Source organism: Pseudoxanthomonas sp. JBR18, assembly GCF_028198165.1.
GTDB lineage: Bacteria > Pseudomonadota > Gammaproteobacteria > Xanthomonadales > Xanthomonadaceae > Pseudoxanthomonas_A.
This window is the reverse complement of the sequence record NZ_CP116339.1, coordinates 2006408-2029632: the sequence shown is the minus strand read 5'-3', so window position 1 is coordinate 2029632 and position 23225 is coordinate 2006408. Positions and strand designations below refer to the sequence as shown.

The following is a 23225-nucleotide window of genomic DNA, read 5'->3' as shown; positions in this document are numbered from 1 at the left end:
GGATTAGAGCGCGTCGGCGCCGACTTCGCCGGTACGGATGCGGATGACCTGGTCGATGGAGGTCACAAAGATCTTGCCGTCGCCGATCTTGCCGGTGCCGGCAGCCTGCTGGATGGCTTCGATGACCGCATCCAGGCGCTCCTCGGTGACCACGGTTTCCAGCTTGATCTTGGGCAGGAAATCCACGACGTATTCGGCGCCGCGATACAGCTCGGTGTGTCCCTTCTGGCGCCCGAAGCCTTTGACTTCAGTGACGGTGATGCCCGAGACGCCTGTCTGCGACAGTGCCTCGCGGACCTCGTCCAGTTTGAACGGGCGGATGATGGCGGTGATCAGTTTCATGCACATTCCCCGATGGTGGATGGAACGACCGGCATGGCCGGCCGACGTTGCTGCGCTTGGTGGTGGCGCCCGGCAGCGAGCGCGGGTTCCGCGGCAGTCATGTGGGAGCACACCCGGAGGACGCGCCGGACAAGCACCGGGCAAGGACCGGCGGTACGGCCTGGGAGGGAGGGCGTGCGCCTTCCGGGTGTTCCCGTGGATTCCCCGTGTTGCGTTACAGCGTTGCGATCGCCCCGGTACGCGCCCTGCGCCGTCGATCGCCAACGGCGGGGCCAATCAGGATGCGACGATGGCGGCGGGTGGGAGGGGAGGCCCACCGCCATCGCCGCGATTGCTCAGTTGGCGTAGTACAGCTGGTATTCCAGCGGGTGGGTCGCGGCGCGGAACTTGGTGACTTCCTGCATCTTCAGGTCGATGTAGCCATCGATCAGGTCATCGGAGAACACGTCGCCGGCCTTGAGGAACTCGCGGTCGGCGTCCAGTGCGGCCAGGGCCTGATCCAGGCTGGAGCACACCTGCGGGATCTTCTTCTCTTCTTCCGGCGGCAGGTCGTACAGATCCTTGTCCGAGGCTTCGCCCGGATCGATCTGGTTCTTGATGCCGTCCAGGCCGGCCATCATCAGCGCGGTGAAGGTCAGGTAGCCGGACTGCAGCGGATCAGGGAAGCGCACCTCGATGCGACGGGCCTTCGGGTTGGAGACCCACGGGATGCGGCAGGAGGCCGAGCGGTTGCGGGCCGAGTAGGCCAGCATCACCGGCGCCTCGAAGCCCGGGACCAGGCGCTTGTAGCTGTTGGTGCCGGAGTTGGAGAACGCGTTGATGGCCTTGGCGTGCTTGAAGATGCCGCCGATGTACCACAGCGCCATCTGCGACAGGCCACCGTAGCCGTCACCGGTGAACAGATTGGTGCCGCCCTTGGCCAGCGACTGGTGCACGTGCATGCCGCTGCCGTTGTCGCCGACGATCGGCTTGGGCATGAAGGTGGCGGTCTTGCCGTTGCGGAAGGCGACGTTCTTGATGATGTACTTCATCATCAGCAGTTCGTCGGCCTTCTTCACCAGCGAGTTGAACTTGGTGCCGATCTCGCACTGGCCCGCGGTGGCCACTTCGTGATGGTGCACCTCGGTCTCGATGCCCACCTGCTCCAGGGTCTTGACCATCTCGGCACGGATGTCGTGCAGCGAGTCGGTCGGCGGGACCGGGAAGTAGCCGCCCTTCACGCCCGGGCGGTAGCCGCTGTTGCCGCCTTCGTACTTGGCGCCAGTGTTCCAGGCCGCTTCCTCGGAGTCGACCTTGAAGAAGGTGTTGCCCATGTCATTGGCGAAGCGGACCGAGTCGAAGATGAAAAACTCAGGCTCCGGGCCGAAGAAGGCCTGGTCGGCAATGCCCGAGGCCTGCAGGTAGGCCTCGGCGCGCTTGGCGACGCCGCGCGGGCAGCGTGCGTACGGGGTCATGGTGGCCGGATCCAGCACGTCGCACGTGAGGTTGATGGTCGGATCGGCGTAGAACGGGTCCAGGTACGCGGTGTCGGCGTCAGGCATGAGGACCATGTCCGACTCGTTGATGCCCTTCCAGCCGCTGATCGAGCTGCCGTCGAACATCTTGCCTTCCTCGAACAGGCCGGGCTCGACGATGCTGGCCGGGAAGGTCACGTGCTGCTGCACGCCGCGCATGTCAACGAATCGCAGGTCGACGAACTCGGCCTTGGAATCCTTGATCAGCTTTTCGACTTTGTCCGCGGACATCTTTGCTCCTCGAAATTCAGGGGGTGAGGTGGAATATGTGACGGTTGCAACGCAAAGCACGTGCCAACTGTCGAGCACGACTAAGTGCCTGTTTTGTATACACCGCGTTCACGCGTCCTGGCAAGCAAATGCGCAATTTCGGTGCATTTATCTTCAATAAGCACTTTTTTGGTGCACACGCGATACAGCACCCAATTCCCCGTATGCTCGCAGCTCCCCACGTCGCAACCGCTCGCCCATGTATGACCTGTTCGCCGCGCTACTGCTCGGCATCCTCGAAGGCCTGACCGAATTTCTCCCTGTTTCCAGCACCGGACACCTGCTCATCGCCGAGCGCTGGCTCGGCCACCGCAGCGACCTGTTCAATATCGGCATCCAGGCCGGCGCGATCCTGGCGGTGGTGCTGATCTACCGCGAACGCCTGGTCGAACTCACCCGCGGCGTCCTCCAGGTCGACCAGTCCTCCCTGCCCAAGGTCGACGGCGACACCCCGCGGGTCTATGCATTCAAGCTGGCGGCCGCCTTCGTGGTCACCGCGATCCTGGGCCTGGTGGTCAAGAAGCTCGGCTTCGAGCTGCCCGAGACGGTGACGCCGATCGCCTGGGCGCTGATCATCGGCGGCGTCTGGATGATCGCGGCCGAATACTTCGCCGGGCGCCGCGCCCTGACCCTGGGTGAACGCGCCCGCATCACCTGGACGGTGGCCATCCTGGTGGGCATCGCCCAGGTCGTGGCCGGCGTCTTCCCCGGCACCTCACGCTCGGCCGCAACGATCTTCGTGGCCTTGCTGGCAGGTACGACCAAACGGTCCTCGGCCACCGAGTTCGCCTTTCTGGTCGGCATCCCGACCATGTTCGCCGCCAGCGGTTACGAGCTGATCGACGTGGTGCGCTCGGGGCAGGCGGCGCATGAGCCCTGGGGGCTGTTCGCCGTGGCGTTCGTCTCCAGCGCCATCACCGCCTTCATCGCGGTCAAGTGGCTGCTGGGCTACATCCAGAGCCATCGCTTCACCGTGTTCGCGGTCTACCGCATGATCCTGGGCGCGGCCTTGCTGCTGTTCCTGCCCAGCGGCGCCTGAGCACGGCGCTGACGGATACAAAAAAGCCCGCGTTCTACGCGGGCTTTTTTGTCGGGGCTGGATCGCGCTCAACCGGCCAGGCGCGGGTTGAGCGTGTAAGTCCCCATCCATTCGGCCTGGTCCAGCACATGGCCTTCGATGGCCGCCAGCACCTCCTCGCCGGTGAAGGCGCCGGACACCGCCAGTTGCTCCACGTCCAGCGCGAACAGGCGGAAGTGGTAGTGATGCAGCAACGCATCGTTGTACGGCGGGTAGGGACCGTCGTAACCGAAATACTCGCCACCCAGGTCCACACTGCCGGCGAAATAGCCGGTATAGCTGTTGAGCCCCTGGCGCGCGCCAGCCGGCCCGGGCGGCGAGGACTTGCCCTTGGCGACAAAGCCGTCGCTGCAGCTGCCCGCGTCGATCTGCCGCAGATCGGCCGGCAGGTCGACCATCACCCAATGGAAGAAGTCGCAGCGCGGCTGGTCGGCCGGCACTTCCATGTCGTCGCGGTTGGTGGTCTCGGCCACGGTCGGCACATCCGGATCAACGCAGACCAGCACGAAGGAGCGGGTCCCGGCAGGCACCTGGTCCCAGGCAAGATGCGGATTGCGGTCGGGCGCGAAACCGGAGGCATCGCCGCCGGCGAATTCAACCGGGATCGGGGCGCCGCGTTTGAAGCTGTCACTGTGAATGCGCATGCGCAAAGCTCCTTTTGGGGGAAATCAATCGGCTGGATAGCCCAGCCGGGTCGCGACCGGCCGCAAGACGAAAGGCCGGTCATGACGCCTGTGTGGCCATCTGCCGGTGGGAACCCCCTGATTCTAACGGCCCGGCCTGCGGCGACCTCAGGCGCGGGTCAGGCGATCGGTCACCCAGCGTTCGCCAAAGCCATCGCCGTGCGCGTTCTCGATGAAGCCGCAGTGGCCGCCCCAGCGCGCGACTTCCAACTGCGCCGTATCGGGCAGCTGCCAGCGGGCGAAATCGGCGAAGGGAATCACCGGGTCGTCCTGCGCCATCAGGATGTGCGCCGGCACGCGCATGCCCGCCAGGCGATCGCCAGCGACCGAATACCCATCCAGGTAGTTCTCCAGCGTGCCGTACTCGGTCTCGTGCTCGACCATCCAACGGGTCAGCTCGCGCACGTTCAGTGAGAGGACCTGGTCGTCGTACAGATGGCGCTCGGGGAACAGTTGGCGCTTGATCTCCAATGAGTGGCGCCACTTGCGCTGGAAATACCAGTGATACAGCGGCAGGCCCTGCTCCATCCCGGTCAGCGCCGAATGCGGGTCCAGCACCGGGCAGACCGCGGCCACCCGCGCCAGTGGCAGGCCCACCTCGGGCGCGCGCAGCGCCAGGCGCAGGGCGAAGTTGCCGCCCAGCGAGTATCCGGCGGCCACCATCGGCCGCTGCGGGAAGCGCGCGGCCACATCACAGGCCGCGTGCAGCACCTCGGGCAGCAGGCAGGAATGGAAGATCTCTTCGTTGAGGTGGTGGGTGTTGCCGTGGTCGCGGAAGTTCAGGCGCACGACCTCGTAGCCGCGCTCGAGCAGGCTGGCGGCGGTCATGCGCATATAGCTGGACTCGGCGCTGCCCTCCCAACCGTGCAACAACAGCGCCAGCCCCTGGATGTCCATGCCGGGGATCACGGTATGCCAGCCCTGCAGGCGCACCCCGGCGCCGCCGTCGAAGATGTGCTCGGTGCTGACCGTACCCAGTGCCTGCAGCCGGCGCAGGCCACGCCGTCGGCGCAGATTGCTCGAGCTCAGGAACGACTGCAGATGGGCGTTGCGCAGCCAGCGCGGCGGGACGTACTCACTGGCCTGCAGGGGCCCAGCCGAGCTCGCGCTGGCGCGCTTGGCCGGGGCCGGCGAGGCCTCGATCAGGTCCGGACGTCCGCCAAACCCCAACATCGTCAGGCGCCCATCACCGCGACGATGCGGGCACGGGCGGTCTCGGCGATCTGCCGCCGGCCCTGCACCTGGTCGGGATAGATGGGTTCGAGAAAGCAGATGTCGGCCACGCGGGAAGGCTCGCCCAGCAGGCGTAGAAAGTTCGCGAAGAAACTCTCATGCGGTCCAAAGGCCACCAGCTGCTGGGCCTCACCGCCATCGCCGTAGCGCAGCGCGACCGGCTGCACCGGCACGGCCGCCTCGACCGCGGGCTGGAAGATGCGTGCGTGGAACGGCCCGACCTCGGTCCCGTCGCGGGTACGGCCTTCGGGAAACACCGCCACCGGCCGCCCTTCCCTGAGCCGCTCGAGCATGGCCTCCATCACCCCACCCAGCGATTCGGTACTGCCGCGCTGATGGAAGATGGTCTCGCCGCGCTGGGCCAGCCAGCCGACCACCGGCCAGCCGGCGATCTCCTGCTTGGCCACGAATCCGACCATGCGCTGGCTGTGCATCATCTCGATATCCACCCAGCTGACGTGGTTGGAGACGAACATCACCGCGCCCTTCAGCGGCGTGCCCGAGCGCCGCAGGCGAAAGCCGAAGATGCGCATCAGCGCGGCCGACCAGTGCTCGACGGAGAATTGCTTGAAGGTGCGCCCGGCCACCGGCAAGCCCGCCCACAGCGGCACCATGGTCAGCAGCAGCAACGGCAGCATGACCACCAGGTGCACCACCAGCAGTGGGCTACGGAGGAAATAGCGGAAGGCGCGGCCCGGGCCGCTGGACTGCAGCGCCGGGGAGGGGGTCGACATCATCCCGGCACGATACCGGATGGCCTTGGTGTCCTGCTACTAGAACAGCACGGAAGCAGCGTTCCCATCGTGCAGCTTTATTGGCCAGCGCCCTCAGTCGGCAGGCTTGGGCACCACGGCCAGGGTCAGGCGCGAGACGCAGACCGGCTTGCCGCGGGCGTTTTCGATCCGGATGTCCCAGACCTGGGTGGTGCGTCCGATGTGGACCGCCCGCGCCGTCCCGGTCACCATGCCGGTGCGCTCGCCGCGGATGTGGTTGGCGTTGATCTCCAGGCCGACCACGCCGAAGCGCTCCGGGTCGATCACCGACAGTCCCCCGGCCAAACTGCCCAGACTCTCGGCGAGCACCACCGACGCGCCACCATGCAGCAGGCCGAAGGGCTGGTGGGTACGCGGCTCCACCGGCATGGTGCCGCGCAGCCAATCCTCGCCGGCTTCGGTGATCATGATGCCCAGATGGCCGACCAGATTACCGGCGGACAGGGCGTTGAGGGCGTCGAGATCGACCGGGGCGCGAAAAGCCATGGTAATTCCTTGCGTCTTGCGGGAAGCGGGTCAGAGGATGGGCACCAGGCCGGCGCCGAAGGCGATCAGGATGCGGGCGTACAGGCGCTTGGGACCGATACTGACCTCGGGGAAGTCGCCAACCGACTTGTAGCAGGTGTGGAACATCGGATCGTTGACCTGCAGTGGCTCGGGGCACTGCTCGCTGGGCATGAACTCGTAGCTGGTGGCATAGCGCCAGGGCCAGATGTCGAAGACCGGCAGCGAGGAGGACACCTTGTCCAGGCTGTAGTTCAGGCCCGAGAGGATCGGCGGCTTCTCCCGCGGGGCGATGACCCAGGAGTTTTCCGGCTCGATGTCGCGGTGGATGCTGGCCTCCAGTTCCTGAGCGAAAGCGCGGTTGGGAATCACCACCACCGCCTCGGTGTTGTAATCGATCGAGCGCGGGTCGAAGTTGTGGGTCCCGATCACCGCGATATCGCCGTCGATCACCATCGACTTGGCATGCAGGCCCATGCGCACGCCCGCCCGCTTCAGCGGCACCGGCTCGCTTTCCGGACCCTTGCTGAGGAACGAGGGCCGGGTCTCGGTGCGCTGCAGGCGCCGGTCCACGCGATTGTTGATCCGCGCGCGACGCGCGGCACGGTCGGCCTGTTCGTCACGATCGACCACCCCGAACGGGCGGCTGCCCGGCATCGAGGTGCGGATCCGCGTGTCGCTGCGGTCGTCCTCGCGGGTGTCGGCGACCGCCTGTCCGGGCAGCGCGACCGGCGGCGCTGACAACAGGGTGGCGTAATCCACCGGCGCGTCCTCGGGGAAGGGCTTGTACTCGTACAGATGGAAGCCCAACTTGCGCAGGTACATGCGCTTGTACTTGGCCGAGACCGAATACACGATCGGATTGTCGGTCGCCGCCAGGCTGTTGGTCGACACGACCACCCGTGGCGGGTCCTCGCGCTTGCGCAGCCCGGCGAAGAAGCGCTCGGCCTGGTCGGACATCACCAGGTACGGCGTCTGCATCAGGATCTCGCGCTGTGCGCGCCGCAGCAGCGTGCCCAGTTCCCAGTCCGAGGGCGCGGCCGCCTCGGGATCTTCGGCGCGATGCTTGCGCGGGGTATCGGCGATGTAGCTCACCGTCCCCACCGCCATCGCGCGCGATGCCAGACGGTCCTGGATCACCGCCGGGTCGCTGGCGTCGCGGTCCATCTGCGCCACGCGCTGGGGGCGCTTGAACGCATCGGCCGGCATCGGCGGCACGCCCTTGTCCAGCAGCGTGCGGGCCACATCGTTGAGCCGCTCCACCGGAATGCTGCGTGGGGCCTCCCAGAACTGCTCGAAGCTGCGGCCCATGTCGCGCCCTTCCGGGCCGGCGACCAGCACGTCGCGGTCACGGAAGTTGTATTCCGCATCCCAGTCGTAATAGTCGTCCTGATAGTTGCGCCCGCCGGTGATGCCCACCGCGTCGTCGACCAGTAGCAGCTTGGTATGCATGCGCTGGTTGAAGCGGCGGAAACAGCAGATGACGCTGGCCGCATAGTCCAGGTAACCCGGCATAGCCTGATTGAAGGTCGGGTTGTAGATGCGCAGCTGGAAGTTGCGGTGGACGCCGGACAGGGCAGCCAACACGTCCAGATCGGAGATGGCCGAGAGCTGGTCGATCAGCAGGCGCACCTTCACTCCGCGCCTGGCCGCCGCCAGCAGCGCGTCCAGGATCATCCGGGAGCTGTCGTCGGTATCGAAGATGTAGGTCTGCACATCCACGCTGGTGCGCGCCGAGCGGATCAGGTTCAGGCGCGCCAGCAGCGAGTTCTCACCGCGGTCCAGCAGTAGCGCGTAGTGGCGCGGCACCTGCGGCGTGGAATCGGCATCGGCCGTGTCGGCCAGCGTGCGCAGGGCCGAGGGCTGCGCGCAGGCGTTGGCCGCATCGCAGTCGATCACCTGCGAGCGCGCCTGCTGGGCAATCGCCACGGCCTGGGCGTGCTGGGCCTGGGACAGGCTGGCGCATCCGCTTCCCAACAGGGCCAGCAGCAGGGCCAGGCCCCCGATCAGGTGCTTCAAGGCGTCTCCCTTTGGGCCAGCACGCGGGCGCGCAGCACGAACACCACCCGATCGTTCACCGCCAGCCTGAGGCTATCCATTTCGTAGTCGCTGCGGCGGACCGCGCCGGTCAGCACCACATCGCAGTCCACGGCCGGCTGCGGGCACTGGGCCGGCTGCACGCTCAGGGTTTCTGGACGGCGAATGCCGCGGATGACCAGCTCGCCGCGGATCTGCCCGCCGTCGCGCAGTACGGCGGTGTCGTAGGGGTGGGAGATGAAGACCACTTCAGGCCACTTGTCCGAATCAAAGAACGCACTGCCACGCGCCCACTTTGCATAGCGGGGATGGTCCTCGATCTGCACGTCCGAGGTATACATGCGCAGCGACACCTGGTGCCGCCCATCCGGTAAAACGCTGACCACGCCATCATAGCGGGGAAACGAGCCTTCCAGGCTCTGTCCCCAGCGGGTAGACAGCTCGAAGCCCAGCTGTGTGTGTTGTTTGTCCAGGGACATGGCACGCGACTGCGCCGACGCCGTGGCGCATGTCATCAGCGCGATGGTCGCGCATGCATGGCGCCAGCGCACCAGCCTCACGGCCACCAGAACGCCGACAGGGTCGCCACGCCCGGTTCCACCGGACCTTCCCCAGACAGGGTCAGCACCGCCACCCCGGCGGGGGGCATGCCGCGGTAGTCGCCGGTTCGGCCGCTGTGCAACAGGGCCGCGACGCGCTCCAGGCCCGGGTTGTGGCCCACCAGCATCAGCCGGTCCACGTCACGGTGGGCGTCGGTCAAGCCGATCAGGGTGCCGGCGGTGGCCTCGTAGATGCTCGGTTCCAGGCGCTGCTCCACGTACCCGGTGATGGCCAGCACGGCCTCCAGGGTTTCGCGCGTGCGTCGGGCCGGCGAATACAGTACCCGGTCGGGCACCAGGCGCTGCTCGGCGATCCAGCGCCCGGCGGCTTCGGCCTCGGCCATGCCATGCGGCGACAGGGGGCGATCGAAATCGGCCTGGCCGACCAATGCCGGCTCGGCGTGGGCGTGGCGCAACAGGATCAGTTCACGCATGGGACAACCACCTTGCCGTCAGGCCTGGGCGAGCCATTTCATCAGCGGCTGCCAGTCATCCTGGTGGTCGCGCACATTGGCTGAGTGATAGTCGAACAGGCTGCGACCCAGCCCGGCCATGACCACATAGCCCTGGGTATCACGCAGCGTGGTCAGCACCGGATACGGCCATTGACCCATCATTTCCAAAGCCTGCTGGGCGGCATTGGTCCAGGGCTTGGCCCGATTGAGCACCAATCCCACCGGCAGCTTGCGCTTGTGCACGCGTGAGACCTTTGACAGGGAGTTGAGGAAGCCCACGGTGGCCTCGATGTCCAGGCCGGACGGCAGCACCGGCACCACCACCGCATCGGCGGCTTCCAGGAAGGAGGTCAGGTCGTCGGCCATCGCACCCGCGCGCCCGTCCACGATCACCGTCTCGGTGCCGGAGGGCAGTTTGGAGGCCCACTTCTTGCCGGTCCCGTCGATTGGCAGCACGGCGCTGTCCAGATCGGCGCGACGCTGGGCCCAGCGCGTGGACGACCCCTGAGGATCGGCATCGACCAGCACGGTCGCGCTGCCCTGCAACGCAAAATTGGCAGCGAGGTTGGTGGCCACGGTGGTTTTGCCTGCACCACCCTTGGAACTGGCGACCAGGATCGTCTTCATGCACGCGCGCCTTGCACTCATCCGGGGGTTGGAGCGTACACCGAGCGCCGTGAATGCGAGAACCGCCGCCTGCCTGCCCCTTGCCGGGGTCTGCTAACGTGCGCTCGCCCCGAACGGATGCCCCCATGAGCGACCTGCGTGACCTGACCGCCCTGATCCGCGCCGATACGCCGCTGATCGTGATTGAAACCCAGGACGAAGGCCGCGTGATCGAGCTGTTCCGGCAGGCCCTGTCCCAGGTCTGGCGCGCCCTGTTCCGCTGGTCGTCCACCGAGGGTCTGCGGCGCCTGGACATGGACCGCGAGGATCCGCCGGAAGGCGCGCCGGAAGCCGGCGCGGCGCTGCAGGCGATCAAGGCAGCCACCCAGCGCGGCATCTATTTGTTGCTGGATTTCGACCCATACCTGGAATACGCCGGCCACCAGCGCGGCCTGCGCGACATCCTGCAGCGCCGCCACTGCCAGGCCCACGTGGTGGTCCTGGTCGGCGCGCGGGTCACCCTGCCCGAGGAACTGGAACCGCTGGCGGTCCGTTTCACGCCGCGCCTGCCCGACGCCGCCGCGCTGCTGAAGATGCTGCGCGAGGAGGTCGCCGCCTACCCGGCCGAGAACGGCGGACGCCGGGTCGAGGTCGACACCGACGCCGCCCAGCAGATCATCCGCAACCTGGCCGGCCTGGATCTGATCGATGCGCGCCGCATCGCGCGCCATCTGATCTACGCCGACGGCGCCCTGGGCCCCGACGACCTGCCGCAGCTGGCCAGACTGAAGTTCGAACTGCTCGGCCGGGGCGGCCAGTTGCAGTACGAGTACGACGGCACGCGGATGGAGGAGGTCGCCGGCGCCGACCGGCTCAAGCGTTGGATCGCCCAGCGTCGTAGCGTGTTCACCTCCACCACCCCGCCGCCGGGCCTGGATCCGCCGCGGGGCATGCTGCTGTTGGGCGTGCAGGGCTGCGGCAAATCCATGCTGGCCAAGGCCACCGCCGCCGGATTCGGCGTGCCGCTGCTGCGCATGGACATGGGCGCGCTGTACGACAAGTACCACGGCGAAACCGAGAAGAACCTGCGCAAGGCGCTTGCGGCCGCCGAACAGCTGGCACCGTGCGTGCTGTGGATCGACGAGATCGAGAAGGGCCTGGCCAGCGGGGGCGGCGAGGATGGCGGGGTCTCGCGCCGGGTCCTGGGCACGCTGCTGACCTGGATGGCCGAACGCAAGGCGCAGGTGTTCATGGTCGCCACCGCCAACCAGGTCGAGCACCTGCCGGCGGAGCTGCTGCGCAAGGGCCGCTTCGACGAGATCTTCTTCGTCGACCTGCCCGATCCGGACACCCGGGTGGAGCTGCTCAAGCTGCACCTGGGACGGCGCCAGCTGCACGCCGAAGCCTTCGCGCTGCCGGCCCTGGCCGCGGCCAGCGACGGGTTCTCTGGCGCGGAGATCGAGCAGGCCATCGTCTCGGGCCTGTACGCCGCCCACGCCGGCGCGCGTCCACTGGACACCGAAGGCCTGATGCACGAGATCCGCGGTACCCGCCCGCTGTCGGTGCTGATGGCCGAACAGGTCCAGGGACTGCGCGACTGGGCCCGCGGACGCACCGTCCCGGCGCACTGAAACCACCGTCGGCAACATGATTGTCACCCGCGCGATCACCCCAATCAGCCCGGTGAAGACCATGGTCGCCGCGGCGACGCCGACCTGCTGTACTCCCAGCGCCATCACCGGCAACGAGATGGCGACATAGAGCACCACGGAAGAATGTCGCGTTCACCGCCGTCTTTTGCTCGTCCGGCACATTCCGAGCCAGTTCTCACAAGGTGGACGCCCCGCGGGCGCGACTCGGCGAGTTTGTTGGATCGTCGGCGTCGCCGCTCCTGCAGGGCGACCGGCATTGGCGTTGCCCACCGGCCTCGCGCGTGCGAGAGTCGGGACCTGGAGTGGAGCGACAGGGACGGAGCTGGTGCGGGAATGATCGAGTTGCAGGCGGTCCATCGTCGCTACGCGACGGGCGGACAGACCGTTCATGCGCTGGCGGGCGTGGACATGAAAGTGGCCGCGGGCGAGTTCGTCGCCATTACCGGTCCGTCTGGCTCGGGCAAGTCGAGCCTGCTGAACATCCTGGGCTGCCTGGACCGGCCCAGCAGCGGCCGCTACCTCATCGAAGGCCGCGACGTGGCCGGCTTGGACGACGAGGCCAGCAGCGACATGCGCAACCGGCGCATCGGCTTTGTCTTCCAGAGCTTTCACCTACTGCCGCGGCTGACTCTGCTGGAGAACGTGCTGCTGCCGCTACGCTTCAACTGCACCCCACCGGCCGATGCGCATGCGCGTGCATTGGCATTGCTGGAGCGGGTGGGACTGTCTTCGCGCATCACGCATCGCCCCAACGAGCTCTCAGGCGGACAGCAGCAGCGCGCTGCGATCGCCCGTGCCCTGCTGTTGCGCCCGGCCCTGCTACTGGCGGACGAGCCGACCGGCAACCTGGATTCCAGGAGCGCGGCCGACGTGATGGCGCTGATGGACGAGGTCCACGCCGACGGTCAGACCGTGGTGCTGGTCACCCACGACCAGGAGGTGGCCGCGCATGCACCGCGCCAGGTCAGCCTGCGCGATGGCCGGGTGGAACATGACTCGACGCACTGAGCTCCCCGCCTTGCTGCTGCTGGCGCTGGCCGCCTGCGCGGCTCCGGCCGGCGCGGTGATCGCCCTGACCGGCGAGGTGCGAGTCGTCGATGCGCAGTCGATCTATGTCCCCCGTTCCAACATGTCGCCCACGGTGATCCGCTTCTTCTTGCCCGAAGGCCAGGCAGTGAAGAAGGGCGAGGTGGTATTGCGCGTCGATCCAGGCACGGCGGCCACGCAGGCCCAGGAAAAAGACGTGGAAATCGAGCAGGCCCGGGCCAAGGCCGACAAGGAAACCGCCGATCTGGAGGTCAAGGCGCTGGAGGCCGCACTGGAACAGGCCAAGGCCGACGCCAAGTTGGCCGACGCCAAGGTCGATGCGGCCCTGCCCCGGGAGCTGGTGTCCGGACTGGACTACGACCGCTATCAGGGCGAACTGAAGCGCGCGACCGAGGAGGCCGAGCTCAAGCGCCGCGATGCCGCCACGGCCCGCGCGGCGGTGGAGCAGCGACGCAGCGACGCCGCGCTCGAAGTGAAGAAGCTGGAGATCGACCGCGACTTTGCCCGCTGGCAGGCCGCCAATGCCGAGGTGCGCGCGCAGCGCGACGGCATCGTGGTCCATGGCTTCAACACGGCCAGCTGGCTGGGTGGACGCATCGACGAGGGGTCTTCGGCCATGGTCGGCAGCGAGGCCGGCCAGGTCGTGTCCGGCGGCACCCGACAGGTCCGCGCCTGGGTCCTGGAAGCCGACCGGGCCGGCCTGCGCCAAGGCCAGGCGGTGCGACTGGATTTCGACGCGCTGCCAGGCGAGCACGGCGGCGGCCACATCCTGCGCATCGCCGGCGCCCCGGAGTCCCGCCCGGCCTGGGGCCGCGGGCGCTACTTCCAGGTCGACATTGACCTGGACCCGGCGCCGTACACGGCCAGCCTGCTGCCCGGCATGAGCGTGCGCGTGACGCCCCAAGCCGCCGAGGCGCGCCAGTGAGGGCTTGGCTGTTCGGCCTGATCCTGGCGCTGTCGGCCACGCCGCTGCATGCCACCACGCTGGCCATCGATGGTGAAGTCTACGCACGCAGCAGCGCACAGCTGCTGCCGCCGCAGGTCGACGAGCTTTACGAGTTCACCATCACCCAGCTGGCGCCGGACGGCAGCATGGTCGAGCGCGGCCAGGTGGTGGTGGCCTTCGACACCAGCGAGCTGGCCAAGACGCTCGCCGAGAAGAGCAGCAAGCTGCAGGAGAAACGGCGCGAGCTGGACAAGCTCACGCTCGACCAGGCCGAACGCGCGCGCACCGCACACCTGGTCACCGAGCAGGCGCGGGCGGAGCTGGACAAGGCGCGTCGCAAGACCGCCCAGCCCAAGGAACTGATCGCCGGCGTCGACTACCAGAAACTGGTCAACGCCCGCACCCTGGCCCAAGCCAGCTACACGCTGGCCGAGCAGACCGAGGCCGCCAAGGCCACCGCGCGCGCGGCCGAGCGCCGCGTGCTGGATGCGCAGACCCGGCAGCTCAACAATGATGTGACCCGACTCAAGACCTCATTGGCGGCGATGACCCTGACCGCTCCCCGCCCTGGGCTGATGCTGCACAAGAGTTCCTTCAGCGGCGAGAAGTTCGACATCGGCGCCAAGGTCTGGAAAGGCCAGAGCGTGGCCGAGATCCCCGACCTGTCCACCGTGGCCGTGCGTGCCGAACTGCCCGAACGCGACTTCCGCCGGATCCACCCCGGCCAGACCGCGCAGATCCGGCTGGAAGGCAGCGGGGCGGTGTTCCCGGCCCGCGTGGTCGGCATTGGCCGCACGGTGCGCAGCAAGTCGGGCGTGCAGCCGATCCCCATCCTGGATGTGGAGCTGCGGCTGGACAAGGCCGACGCCCGGCTCAAGCCTGGCATGAGCGTGCGGGTCGAGGTGAACACCGACGCCAAGGGGTCATCATGAACGCCGCGCGCCTTGCGCTCCTGCTCGCCTGCGCGACGGTGCTGGGGGGATGCCACGACGACCAGACCTCCGTCAGCACCGAAACGGTGCGGCGACACGCACTGACGCTCAGCGTGAGCGGCCTGGGACAGGTCCGCGCTGCCCAGGCCACCGCGCTGTCGGTCCCAGGATCGAACTGGGACAGCCGCCAACTGGAATGGATGCTGCCGGAGGGCACGCGGGTGAAGCAGGGCGAACTGATCGCGCGCTTCGCCTCGCCCCAGGGCGAGCAGGAACTGGACAAGGCGCAGATCGATCTGCGCCGCAATGCGCTGCAACGCCTGGCCAAGCAGGCCGAACTGGCCTCGGCCCAGGGGCGGGTGGATGTGGATCTGTCCGACGTGGCGACCCAGTTGGGAATTGCACAACGCTACGCCCATGCGGATCTGTCCACGCTGGCGCGCAATGACGTGCTCGACGCGGTGCAGGACGTGCACTACCTCGGCGAGCGCCAGGACACCCTGCGCTGGCAGCGCGCGCAGTCCGGTGAGCGCGGCGCGGCCGAGCTGGGCGTGCTGGATGCCCAGCGCGCCACCTTCGACATGACCGCGCAATCCCGCCAGCACGACATGAATGCCTTGGAGCTGCGCGCGCCCACTGATGGGGTGGTCCTGCTGGAAACCAACTGGTCCGGGGAAAAGCCCATGGTCGGCAGCAGCCTGTACGCCGGCACGCCCTATGGCAGCCTGCCGGACCTGGCCGCGCTGGAGGTCGAGATCACCCTGCCGCAACAGCAGGCGCAGGGCGTGCGAAAGGGCAATGCCGTGGAGCTGTATCCGATCGGCCATCCCGAACAGCGTTTCACCACCACGCTGTCGTGGATCGCCAGCGCGGCCAAATCGCTCAGTCGCCAGAACCCGGTCAAGTATCTGGCCATGCGCGCCCCGGTCCCCGACGCGGCGCTCAAGCGCCTGGATCTGGTGCCCGGCCAGCAGACGCAGGCCCGCGTGGTGCTGCTGCAGGCCCGCCAGGCCATCGATGTCCCCAACATCGCGCTGGCGCAGGACAGGGGCCAGTCCTACGTGCAGGTCCGCAATGGCAACGGCCAGGCCCGCCGCGCGGTGAAGCTCGGCGTGCGCGGCCCGGCGCGGACCCAGGTGCTCGAGGGACTCGAGCCGGGCGATGAGGTGATCCTCAGCGCGGCCGGCGCGCCACCAGACGAGCCACCGCAGACCGACGAGGACGGGGGCCGGCCATGAGCCGCCTGATGCGGCGCGTGCCGCCCATCTGGCGCGAGGCCATCGAGGAGCTTTGGCGGCGGCGCCTGCGAACCCTGCTGACCTTGCTCGGCCTGATCTTCGGGGTGGGTGCCATCGTGGCCATGCAGGCGGTGGGTGAAGGCAGTCGCCGCGAGGCGCTGCGTCTGGTCGAGAGCCTGGGCCTGCACAATCTGATCGCCCAGGCCAAGTCGCAGGACGCAGACACCCTGCGCGAGACGCGCACCCGCAGCCTGGGCCTGTCGGTCGCCGATGCCGAGGCCGTACAGGCCGTGGTCCCCGGCGCGGAGCGCTTCGCGGCAGAGAAGGCCGTGCGCACCTATTCGGTCTTCGGCGAGCACGGGCACAGCGATGCCCAGGCCTATGGCGTGAGCCCGGACTTCTTCGCCCTGTCCTCGCTGCGCGTAACCCAGGGACGAGGCCTGAGTACGCAGGACAACGACCATCTGGCGCCGGTGGCGGTGCTCGGCGCGCAGGCGGCGCACAGCCTGTTCCCGCAGGGCCAAGCCCTGGGCCAGCTGATCAAGGTCAACCACGTCTGGCTGGAAGTGATCGGCGTGTTGGCCGATCGGGATTTGGGTAAGAACGCGTTCGAGGGCGTGCAGCTGGGCCTGGAGAGCAACCGCATCTATCTGCCGCTGGACAGCGCACTGAACCGCTTCAAGTTCCAGGATCAGGAGGACGAGGTCGACCGCTTCGCCCTGCGCATTGCCGATCCGGACCAGCTGGCCGCCAGCGCGCAGGTGATGGCCAAGGTACTGGCCCAGCGCCACGCCGGTGAGGAGGACTACACGCTGGTGGTGCCGCAGCAGCTGTTCCAGCAGCACCAGAAGACCCAGCGCATCTTCCAGGTCGTGATGGGGGCCATTGCCGGGGTGAGTCTGCTGGTGGGCGGAATCGGCATCATGAACATCATGCTGGCCAACGTGCTGGAGCGTCGGCGCGAGATCGGCCTGCTGCGTGCGCTGGGCGCGCGCCGGCGCGATGTGGTCGCCCAGTTCCTGCGCGAGGCCACGGTGATCTGCGTGGCCGGGGTGCTGCTGGGGCTGTTGTTCGGCACGGCCCTGGCCTACGCGATCGCGGTGTTCGCCGGCTGGCAGGTGGCCTGGGCGCCACTGCCCATCCTGGGATCGGCACTGTTCTGCGGCGCGGTCGGCCTGGCCTTTGGCGTTTATCCGGCACGCCAGGCCGCGCGCCTGGATCCCATCGCTGCCCTGCGCCATGAGTAGGCATCGGACGCCATGAAACGCCGGAAACCGTGACTCCGTAAAAAAGCGTTACCGATGCTCAACAAACCCCCGGATTTTCAAGCATTTGCCGCTTGCCGGGAGTTCGCGCCCTGTCTTACGCTGGGGTTTCCCACACGGTCCGATGGAACGGAACGACGGCGATGGAGCCCTCCCCGCAGCACCTCCAGGAAAACCCGAATGCGATCGTGCCTGACGACGGCGCGGCAGCGCTGAGGCGGGTGGCCTCGCGCCTGATCCTGACCTACCAGCGCCAGGACGGCAGCGTCGCCACGCAGGGGCTGGCACGGCAGCTGCCTACCGCGGCGCGAGCCTGCAACGTCCAGCCGCCGGAGCTGCTGCGCGCGGTGGTCTCGCAGCTTCCGCCTCCCGCCGCACGTCGCCTGGCCGGGGTGTTCCCGCCGGCCAGTCTGGCGCCGCGCGCGCCTTGGCGTCGCAAGAGCTGCGTGTACCGCCTGTTCGACGCCCTCCCGCCGGTGCGCTGGTCGCGCTACCGGCTCGGCCGCTCCCGGTACGCCTGGGTGCGCCTGCGCGCGAGCGACCGCCTGGGCGTGCGCGCCTTCACCCTGGTCGAGCACGCCGCGGACGCCGCCGTGGCCCGCTTCGCCCGCGTGGTGGACCTGCATTGCTTCGCCGAGCGCTTCGCGACCGATGCCGTTTTCCGCGATCGCGCGATCAGCGTGATCCGCACGCATGCCGCCCCCGAGCTGGAGAACCCTTCCGGGGCCGGCCAGCGCCTGAACATGATCGCGCTGTCGGACCTGGCCGCCTGGAGCACGGCGACCGCCCGCAGGCCTGAGCCGGCCGACTACACCCTGGGCGCCGAACTGCTGATGCTCGCCATTCCCGATGCGGTTTTCGACCCGGTGACCGACCAGCTGCGTGCCCTGCTGGCACACACCGAGCGCCACGTCCCGACGCAGCCCGCTCCCATCGTCCCGCCCATCGCACTGGCCCAGGAAGCCTGAGCACAGGGCGCTCGGCCACCATCAGCCCGCCAGGGCATGCAGCGCCCACGCCAGCAGCGGCAGCGTGGCCAGCGAGACCACGATGGAATACCCCACGATGGCCGCACACAGGCGCGGGGCCAGATCGTGTGAAATCGCCAGCGCCGCGGCCGTGATCATGGTCGGCATGCCCGACTCCAGCACGTTCACCTGCAAGACCTCTCCCTGCATCCCCAATGCGTAGGACAGCGGCAGCGCCAGCAGTGGCATCACCAGCAGGCGCAACACCACCCCCACCGCCAGCGGCTTGAATTCGCGTCGCGGCAGGCGCAACTGGATGGACAGGCCCACCGACAGCATCACCAGTGGCAGCATCGCGTCGGAGAGGCGCTGCAGGCCACCACCGATCCATTTCGGCGGATCGGCCGGCATCGCGGTCAGGGCAAACAACAGTGCCCAGAGGGGCGGGAACTTGGCGATGCGCAGCAGCACGTGGCGGGCACTGGGCGTGGTCTCACCCGAATAGCGCGCCAGGATCACGATGCCCAGCGTGGACAGCATGAGGAAGGTGCCGAACTGGTCGTACACCACCGCGTAAGGCAGCGCGTGGTCGCCCAGCAATGCCCGCACCATCGGATAACCGATGAAGCTGGAGTTGGAGAAGCCCACGCACACCAGCAGCGCCGCGTGCTCCCCTCGGCTCAGCTTCAAGATGCGCGTGGCCAGCGTGACCAGGCCCCAGGTGGCCGCCATCAGGATCCACGGGGTCACGCTCAACCCCAACAGCGAACGGTCCATGTGCAGGCGCGGGACGAAGGTCAGCACCGCCGCCGGCAGACAGACGTAGAGCACCACCAGATTCAGGACATTGGCCGACCCGTCCGGAAACAAGCGCAAGCGCGCGAACAGCATGCCAAGCGCCAGCATGGCCAGGATCAGGGCGAAGGCGTCAAAGGCCACGGCGGGTTCCTATCGGGAGATTGCGCACATGCGCCGCGTTGCAACATTGTCGGTGCCCGTCAGCGCGGCCGCAAACGCCACATGGCGCCGCACAAGACAGTTGCAGATGAATGCATTGCTAGACTCAGGCCGATGCCTCGCCACCCGCCAATTCGGGCCGCCCATGACCAGCACCGCCGAACTGATTTCGCCTTCATCCGCCGACACGCCGGCCATCGACACGCTCGACGCCGACTACACGCTGGAACACAAGTACACGCGCACCGACGGGCGCATCTACCTGTCCGGGGTCCAAGCCCTGGTGCGGCTGCCGCTGATGCAGCGGCTGCGCGACGATGCGGCGGGCCTGAACACCGCGGGCTTCATCAGCGGCTATCGCGGCAGCCCGCTCGGCGGCTTCGACCTGGAACTGTGGCGCGCGCGCAGGCATCTGGACGCGGCCAAGGTGAAGTTCCAACCCGGCCTCAACGAGGATCTGGGCGCGACCATGGTGTGGGGTACCCAGCAGACCGGGCTGTTTCCCGGCGCCACGGTCGATGGCGTGTACGGCATGTGGTACGGCAAAGGCCCCGGCGTGGACCGCAGCGGCGATGTATTCAAGCACGCCAACGCGGCAGGGACCTCGACGCTGGGCGGGGTCCTGGCCTTGGCGGCGGACGATCACGCCTGCCGCAGTTCCACCCTGCCGCACGGCAGCGAGGAGGAATTCGTCAGCGCGATGATGCCGGTGCTCAATCCGGCCGGCGTGCAGGACATCCTCGACCTGGGCCTGGTGGGCTGGGCGATGAGCCGCTACACCGGGCGCTGGATCGGCTTCAAGACGATCGCCGAAACCGTCGAGTCCTCCGCCTCGGTCAACGTCGATCCGTTCGCACGCCGGATCGTGCTGCCCGAGGACTTCATGATGCCAGCAGGTGGCCTGAGCATCCGCTGGCCGGATCCGCCGCTGGAGCAGGAAATGCGCCTGCACCGCTATGCGGTCGCCGCGGCGCAGGCCTTCGCCCGCGCCAACGGCATCGACCGCATCGTGCTGGATTCGCCGCGCGCGCGACTAGGCATCGTCACCACCGGCAAGAGCTATCTGGACGTGCTGCAGGCGCTGGAGTACCTGGGCCTGGACGAGGCGGCCTGTGCGCAGATCGGCATCCGTGTCTACAAGGTCGGCATGAGCTGGCCGCTGGAACCGGTGGGCATCACCGCCTTCGCGCGGGGACTGGACGACATCGTCGTGGTGGAGGAAAAGAAGGCGTTCATCGAGCGCCAGATGAAGGAACTGTTCTACAACTGGCCGGCCAGCGCAGGCGCGCGCCCGAGCATCGTGGGGAAGTACGACGAGGCCGGCGAGTGGATCCTGCCATCCACCGGCGAACTCACCCCGGCCACCATTGCCGGGGTGATCGGCGCGCGCATCCAGCGCTTCGCGCGCCTGGAATCCATCGAGCAGCGCCTGCGCTGGATGGAGGCCAAGGAAGCGGAAATGGCCCTGCCCCGCGCCAGCTTCCCGCGCGTGCCGCATTACTGCAGCGGCTGCCCGCACAACACCTCCACGGTCGTGCCCGAGGGTTCGCGCGCGATGGGCGGGATCGGTTGCCACTACATGGTCACCTGGATGGATCGCAACACCGAGACCTTCACCCATATGGGCGGGGAAGGCGTGACTTGGTCCGGGCAGGCGCCGTTCACCGACACGCCGCATGTGTTCCAGAACCTCGGCGACGGCACCTATTTCCACAGTGGCTCGCTGGCGATCCGCCAGTCCATCGCCAGCGGCGTCAACATCACCTACAAGATCCTGTACAACGACGCGGTCGCCATGACCGGCGGGCAACCGGTGGACGGTACGCTGACCGTCCCGGACATCGCCGCGCAGATGCGCGCCGAAGGCGTGCACACCATCGTGCTGGTGTCCGATGACATCGCCAAGTGGTCGCGTCGGCGCGACCTGTTCCCGGCCGACACCGGGTTCCACGACCGCAGCGAGCTGGACGCCGTGCAGGACGCGCTGCGCAAGGTCAAGGGCGTGTCGATCCTGATCTATGACCAGACCTGCGCCACCGAGAAGCGCCGCCGTCGCAAGCGCGGCAAGCTCATCGATCCGCCCAAGCGCGTGCTGATCAACTCACTGGTGTGCGAAGGCTGCGGCGACTGTGGGGAAAAGAGTTTCTGCGTCTCGGTGCTGCCCAAGGAGACCGAATTCGGCCGCAAACGCAGCATCGACCAGTCCAACTGCAACAAGGACTATTCCTGCGTCAATGGGTTCTGTCCAAGCTTCGTCACCGTGCATGGGGGCAAGCCGCGCAAGGGCAAGAAGAGCGATGCGGCCACGCTGCTGGACGACCTGCCGGCCCCGGAATTCAAGTCAGACCTGCAGACGCCCTGGAACATCCTGATTACCGGCGTCGGCGGCACCGGCGTGGTCACCATCGGCGCACTGCTGGGCATGGCCGGGCATCTGGAAGGCAAGGGCGCCAGCGTGCTCGACCAAACCGGTTTGGCGCAGAAGGGAGGCGCGGTCACCACGCACATCCGCGTCGCGCGCCAGCCGTCGGATATCCATGCCGTGCGCATCGCCGCCGGCGATGCCGACCTGGTGCTCGGTTGCGACATGGTCGTGGTCAATGACTACTGGGTGCTGTCCAAGGTGCGCGGCGAGCGCGCGCAGGTGGTGCTCAACACCTACGAGGCCATGCCCGGCACCTTCACCACCCATCCGGACATGCAGTTCCCCGCCGCCGAGATCATCGCCGGGGTCAAGGTCGCCCTTGGCGGACGCGATCCGCTGCTGCTCGATGCCACCCAGCTGGCCACCGCATTGCTGGGCGATGCGATCGCGACCAATCTGTTCATGCTTGGCTATGCCTGGCAGCAGGGTCTGGTGCCGATCTCGTTCGACGCGCTGATGCGCGCGATCGAACTCAACGGCGCGGCCATCGAGATGAACAAGACCGCCTTCGCCTGGGGCCGACTGGCCGCCATCGATCTGCCTGCGGTACAGCAGGCGGCCGGCATCGTACGCAACACCGACACCCGCGAGGAACACCTGCCACGCAACCTGCGCGTGCTGCCGCCGGGCGAGTGGGAAGGGACCGAATGGGGCGCGACCAGCGCGCCACGCAACCCGGACAACGCGCGCAGCGTGCGCGGCCTGCCCGACACTACCGCAGCCACCGTCGACGGCGCGACTGCCTTGCCGCTGGATGACGCGCGCCTGTCGCGCACGCTGGACGAAGCCATCGCCCGACGCAGCGCCTTCCTTGCGCAGTACCAGGACAGCGCCTACGCAAGGCACTACACCGACTTCGTCGCCCAGGTGCGCGAAGCCGAAAGCGCCCGGGCGCCAGGCGCCACTGCGCTGACCGAGGCGGTGGCGCGCTATCTGTTCAAGCTGATGGCCTACAAGGACGAGTACGAGGTCGCGCGGCTGTACACCAGCGGCGCGTTCAAGCGTCAGCTGGAGCAGCAATTCGAAGGCGACTACACCCTGCAGCTCCACCTCGCCCCGCCGCTGCTGGCCAAGAAGAACGAGAAGGGCGAGCTGACCAAGCGCGCCTACGGCCCGTGGATGCTGCGCGCGTTCAGCCTGTTGGCCAGGCTCAAGGTTCTGCGTGGCGGCACGTTCGACGTCTTCGGCCGTACCGCCGAGCGCCGCATGGAGCGCCAGCTCATCGCCGACTACCGGGCCACGGTCGCTGGACTGCTCGACACGCTGGATGCACAGCGCCTGCCGCTGGCGGTGCGCATCGCCAGCATTCCCGAGCAGATCCGCGGCTACGGCCACGTCAAGGAGCGTCACCTGCAGACGGCCAAGGCGGAGGAAGCCCGGTTGCTGCAACAGTGGTGCGATCCGAAGGCCATCCCCATCGTCCAGGCCGCCTGAGCCGAGGAGCAAGCCACCCACGCCAGGACACGACCTGCCGCTCGAAGCCCCGCCATCGACATGAAGCACCTGATCGGTAAGCCAGCGTGCTCGGCAGGAACGTCACCGTCGGAGCGATCTCCTCGGGCGTCCTGACGCGGCCCCTCGGGACACTGGAGGGGTCGCCCTACCCCGTGCTGAGCCTGAAGGCCGATGGACGCGAGCCAGCTCGGTGTCAGTCGGCCCGGGAGCAAGCGGGTTGAAGATGACCCCAGCACCCGTTCCAGC

At 67.8% G+C, this 23225-nt stretch carries 20 protein-coding genes; 9 read left to right on the top strand and 11 right to left on the bottom strand.

The features are described 5' to 3' along the window. Positions 1–3: 3 nt before the first annotated feature. The gene (locus PJ250_RS09150; RefSeq protein WP_271648268.1) at positions 4–342 is read right to left on the bottom strand and encodes a P-II family nitrogen regulator; all 339 of its coding nucleotides are present in this window, start codon (positions 340–342) and stop codon (positions 4–6) included. A gap of 335 nt (positions 343–677) precedes the next feature. Further along, entirely contained in the window at positions 678–2087 is a 1410-nt protein-coding gene (gene glnA / locus PJ250_RS09145) for a type I glutamate--ammonia ligase (protein ID WP_271648267.1), read from the bottom strand. Between the two features lie 238 nt (positions 2088–2325). On the opposite strand from glnA, the gene PJ250_RS09140 reads away from it, so the two are divergent. Further along, positions 2326–3165: an undecaprenyl-diphosphate phosphatase gene (locus PJ250_RS09140; RefSeq protein WP_271648266.1), complete on the top strand. Its 840-nt coding sequence runs from the start codon at positions 2326–2328 to the stop codon at positions 3163–3165. A gap of 68 nt (positions 3166–3233) precedes the next feature. Here PJ250_RS09140 and PJ250_RS09135 read toward each other — a convergent pair whose 3' ends face one another. From PJ250_RS09135 to PJ250_RS09100, 8 genes are all read right to left on the bottom strand, one after another. Beyond that, positions 3234–3848 carry a YbhB/YbcL family Raf kinase inhibitor-like protein gene (locus PJ250_RS09135; RefSeq protein WP_271648265.1) on the bottom strand — a complete coding sequence of 205 codons (615 nt, stop codon included), beginning with the start codon at positions 3846–3848 and terminating at the stop codon, positions 3234–3236. 147 nt (positions 3849–3995) lie between these two features. Then, positions 3996–4976, bottom strand: a complete 981-nt coding sequence (locus tag PJ250_RS09130) for a YheT family hydrolase (protein ID WP_271648579.1) — start codon at positions 4974–4976, stop codon at positions 3996–3998. 86 nt (positions 4977–5062) lie between these two features. After that, complete coding sequence (locus PJ250_RS09125) at positions 5063–5854, bottom strand: lysophospholipid acyltransferase family protein (protein WP_271648264.1); 792 nt, start codon at positions 5852–5854, stop codon at positions 5063–5065. A 93-nt stretch (positions 5855–5947) separates the two neighbouring features. Then, positions 5948–6379, bottom strand: a complete 432-nt coding sequence (locus PJ250_RS09120; protein WP_271648263.1) for a hotdog fold thioesterase — start codon at positions 6377–6379, stop codon at positions 5948–5950. 30 nt (positions 6380–6409) lie between these two features. Then, complete coding sequence (locus PJ250_RS09115) at positions 6410–8416, bottom strand: phospholipase D family protein (RefSeq protein ID WP_271648262.1); 2007 nt, start codon at positions 8414–8416, stop codon at positions 6410–6412. Then, a complete protein-coding gene (locus tag PJ250_RS09110; protein ID WP_271648261.1) occupies positions 8413–8913 on the bottom strand; it encodes a YceI family protein in 501 nt (166 codons plus the stop codon). Before PJ250_RS09110 ends, PJ250_RS09115 begins: the two co-directional genes overlap by 4 nt. A 77-nt stretch (positions 8914–8990) precedes the next feature. Continuing rightward, complete coding sequence (locus PJ250_RS09105) at positions 8991–9467, bottom strand: SixA phosphatase family protein (protein WP_271648260.1); 477 nt, start codon at positions 9465–9467, stop codon at positions 8991–8993. An 18-nt stretch (positions 9468–9485) separates the two neighbouring features. Beyond that, a complete protein-coding gene (locus PJ250_RS09100) occupies positions 9486–10115 on the bottom strand; it encodes a nucleotide-binding protein (RefSeq protein WP_271648259.1) in 630 nt (209 codons plus the stop codon). A gap of 125 nt (positions 10116–10240) precedes the next feature. Between PJ250_RS09100 and PJ250_RS09095 the strand changes: the two genes are divergently transcribed. The 7 genes from PJ250_RS09095 (at position 10241) to PJ250_RS09065 (ending at position 18142) form a co-directional block, all read left to right on the top strand. Next, positions 10241–11725 (top strand): AAA family ATPase, encoded by a 1485-nt coding sequence (locus PJ250_RS09095; RefSeq protein WP_271648258.1) that lies wholly within the window; start codon positions 10241–10243, stop codon positions 11723–11725. Between the two features lie 354 nt (positions 11726–12079). After that, positions 12080–12754: an ABC transporter ATP-binding protein gene (locus PJ250_RS09090; protein WP_271648257.1), complete on the top strand. Its 675-nt coding sequence runs from the start codon at positions 12080–12082 to the stop codon at positions 12752–12754. Then, on the top strand, positions 12738–13718 hold the full coding sequence (locus PJ250_RS09085; RefSeq protein WP_271648256.1) for an HlyD family secretion protein: 981 nt from the start codon (positions 12738–12740) through the stop codon (positions 13716–13718). Before PJ250_RS09090 ends, PJ250_RS09085 begins: the two co-directional genes overlap by 17 nt. Then, on the top strand, positions 13715–14671 hold the full coding sequence (locus tag PJ250_RS09080; RefSeq protein ID WP_271648255.1) for an HlyD family secretion protein: 957 nt from the start codon (positions 13715–13717) through the stop codon (positions 14669–14671). The genes PJ250_RS09085 and PJ250_RS09080 overlap by 4 nt, the downstream gene beginning before the upstream one ends. Continuing rightward, the gene (locus PJ250_RS09075) at positions 14668–15909 is read left to right on the top strand and encodes an efflux RND transporter periplasmic adaptor subunit (protein ID WP_271648254.1); all 1242 of its coding nucleotides are present in this window, start codon (positions 14668–14670) and stop codon (positions 15907–15909) included. Before PJ250_RS09080 ends, PJ250_RS09075 begins: the two co-directional genes overlap by 4 nt. Next, the gene (locus PJ250_RS09070) at positions 15906–17156 is read left to right on the top strand and encodes an ABC transporter permease (protein ID WP_271648253.1); all 1251 of its coding nucleotides are present in this window, start codon (positions 15906–15908) and stop codon (positions 17154–17156) included. The genes PJ250_RS09075 and PJ250_RS09070 overlap by 4 nt, the downstream gene beginning before the upstream one ends. A gap of 161 nt (positions 17157–17317) precedes the next feature. Continuing rightward, positions 17318–18142, top strand: coding sequence for a hypothetical protein (locus PJ250_RS09065; protein ID WP_271648252.1), 825 nt, complete (start codon positions 17318–17320; stop codon positions 18140–18142). A gap of 21 nt (positions 18143–18163) precedes the next feature. Here PJ250_RS09065 and PJ250_RS09060 read toward each other — a convergent pair whose 3' ends face one another. After that, positions 18164–19081 carry an AEC family transporter gene (locus tag PJ250_RS09060; RefSeq protein WP_271648251.1) on the bottom strand — a complete coding sequence of 306 codons (918 nt, stop codon included), beginning with the start codon at positions 19079–19081 and terminating at the stop codon, positions 18164–18166. A gap of 163 nt (positions 19082–19244) precedes the next feature. On the opposite strand from PJ250_RS09060, the gene PJ250_RS09055 reads away from it, so the two are divergent. Further along, the gene (locus tag PJ250_RS09055; protein ID WP_271648250.1) at positions 19245–22958 is read left to right on the top strand and encodes an indolepyruvate ferredoxin oxidoreductase family protein; all 3714 of its coding nucleotides are present in this window, start codon (positions 19245–19247) and stop codon (positions 22956–22958) included. Positions 22959–23225: the final 267 nt, after the last annotated feature.

Bases quoted from the DNA above. Each gene is read 5' to 3' on its own strand.
- PJ250_RS09095 (WP_271648258.1), top strand. From the start codon at position 10,241: ATGAGCGACCTGCGTGACCTGACCGCCCTGATCCGCGCCGATACGCCG.
- PJ250_RS09135 (WP_271648265.1), bottom strand. From the start codon at position 3,848: ATGCGCATTCACAGTGACAGCTTCAAACGCGGCGCCCCGATCCCGGTT.
- PJ250_RS09090 (WP_271648257.1), top strand. From the start codon at position 12,080: ATGATCGAGTTGCAGGCGGTCCATCGTCGCTACGCGACGGGCGGACAG.
- PJ250_RS09105 (WP_271648260.1), bottom strand. From the start codon at position 9,467: ATGCGTGAACTGATCCTGTTGCGCCACGCCCACGCCGAGCCGGCATTG.
- PJ250_RS09055 (WP_271648250.1), top strand. From the start codon at position 19,245: ATGACCAGCACCGCCGAACTGATTTCGCCTTCATCCGCCGACACGCCG.
- PJ250_RS09120 (WP_271648263.1), bottom strand. From the start codon at position 6,379: ATGGCTTTTCGCGCCCCGGTCGATCTCGACGCCCTCAACGCCCTGTCC.
- PJ250_RS09065 (WP_271648252.1), top strand. From the start codon at position 17,318: ATGGAGCCCTCCCCGCAGCACCTCCAGGAAAACCCGAATGCGATCGTG.
- PJ250_RS09150 (WP_271648268.1), bottom strand. From the start codon at position 342: ATGAAACTGATCACCGCCATCATCCGCCCGTTCAAACTGGACGAGGTC.
- PJ250_RS09100 (WP_271648259.1), bottom strand. From the start codon at position 10,115: ATGAAGACGATCCTGGTCGCCAGTTCCAAGGGTGGTGCAGGCAAAACC.
- PJ250_RS09110 (WP_271648261.1), bottom strand. From the start codon at position 8,913: ATGTCCCTGGACAAACAACACACACAGCTGGGCTTCGAGCTGTCTACC.
- PJ250_RS09125 (WP_271648264.1), bottom strand. From the start codon at position 5,854: ATGTCGACCCCCTCCCCGGCGCTGCAGTCCAGCGGCCCGGGCCGCGCC.
- PJ250_RS09070 (WP_271648253.1), top strand. From the start codon at position 15,906: ATGAGCCGCCTGATGCGGCGCGTGCCGCCCATCTGGCGCGAGGCCATC.
- glnA (WP_271648267.1), bottom strand. From the start codon at position 2,087: ATGTCCGCGGACAAAGTCGAAAAGCTGATCAAGGATTCCAAGGCCGAG.
- PJ250_RS09085 (WP_271648256.1), top strand. From the start codon at position 12,738: ATGACTCGACGCACTGAGCTCCCCGCCTTGCTGCTGCTGGCGCTGGCC.
- PJ250_RS09140 (WP_271648266.1), top strand. From the start codon at position 2,326: ATGTATGACCTGTTCGCCGCGCTACTGCTCGGCATCCTCGAAGGCCTG.
- PJ250_RS09075 (WP_271648254.1), top strand. From the start codon at position 14,668: ATGAACGCCGCGCGCCTTGCGCTCCTGCTCGCCTGCGCGACGGTGCTG.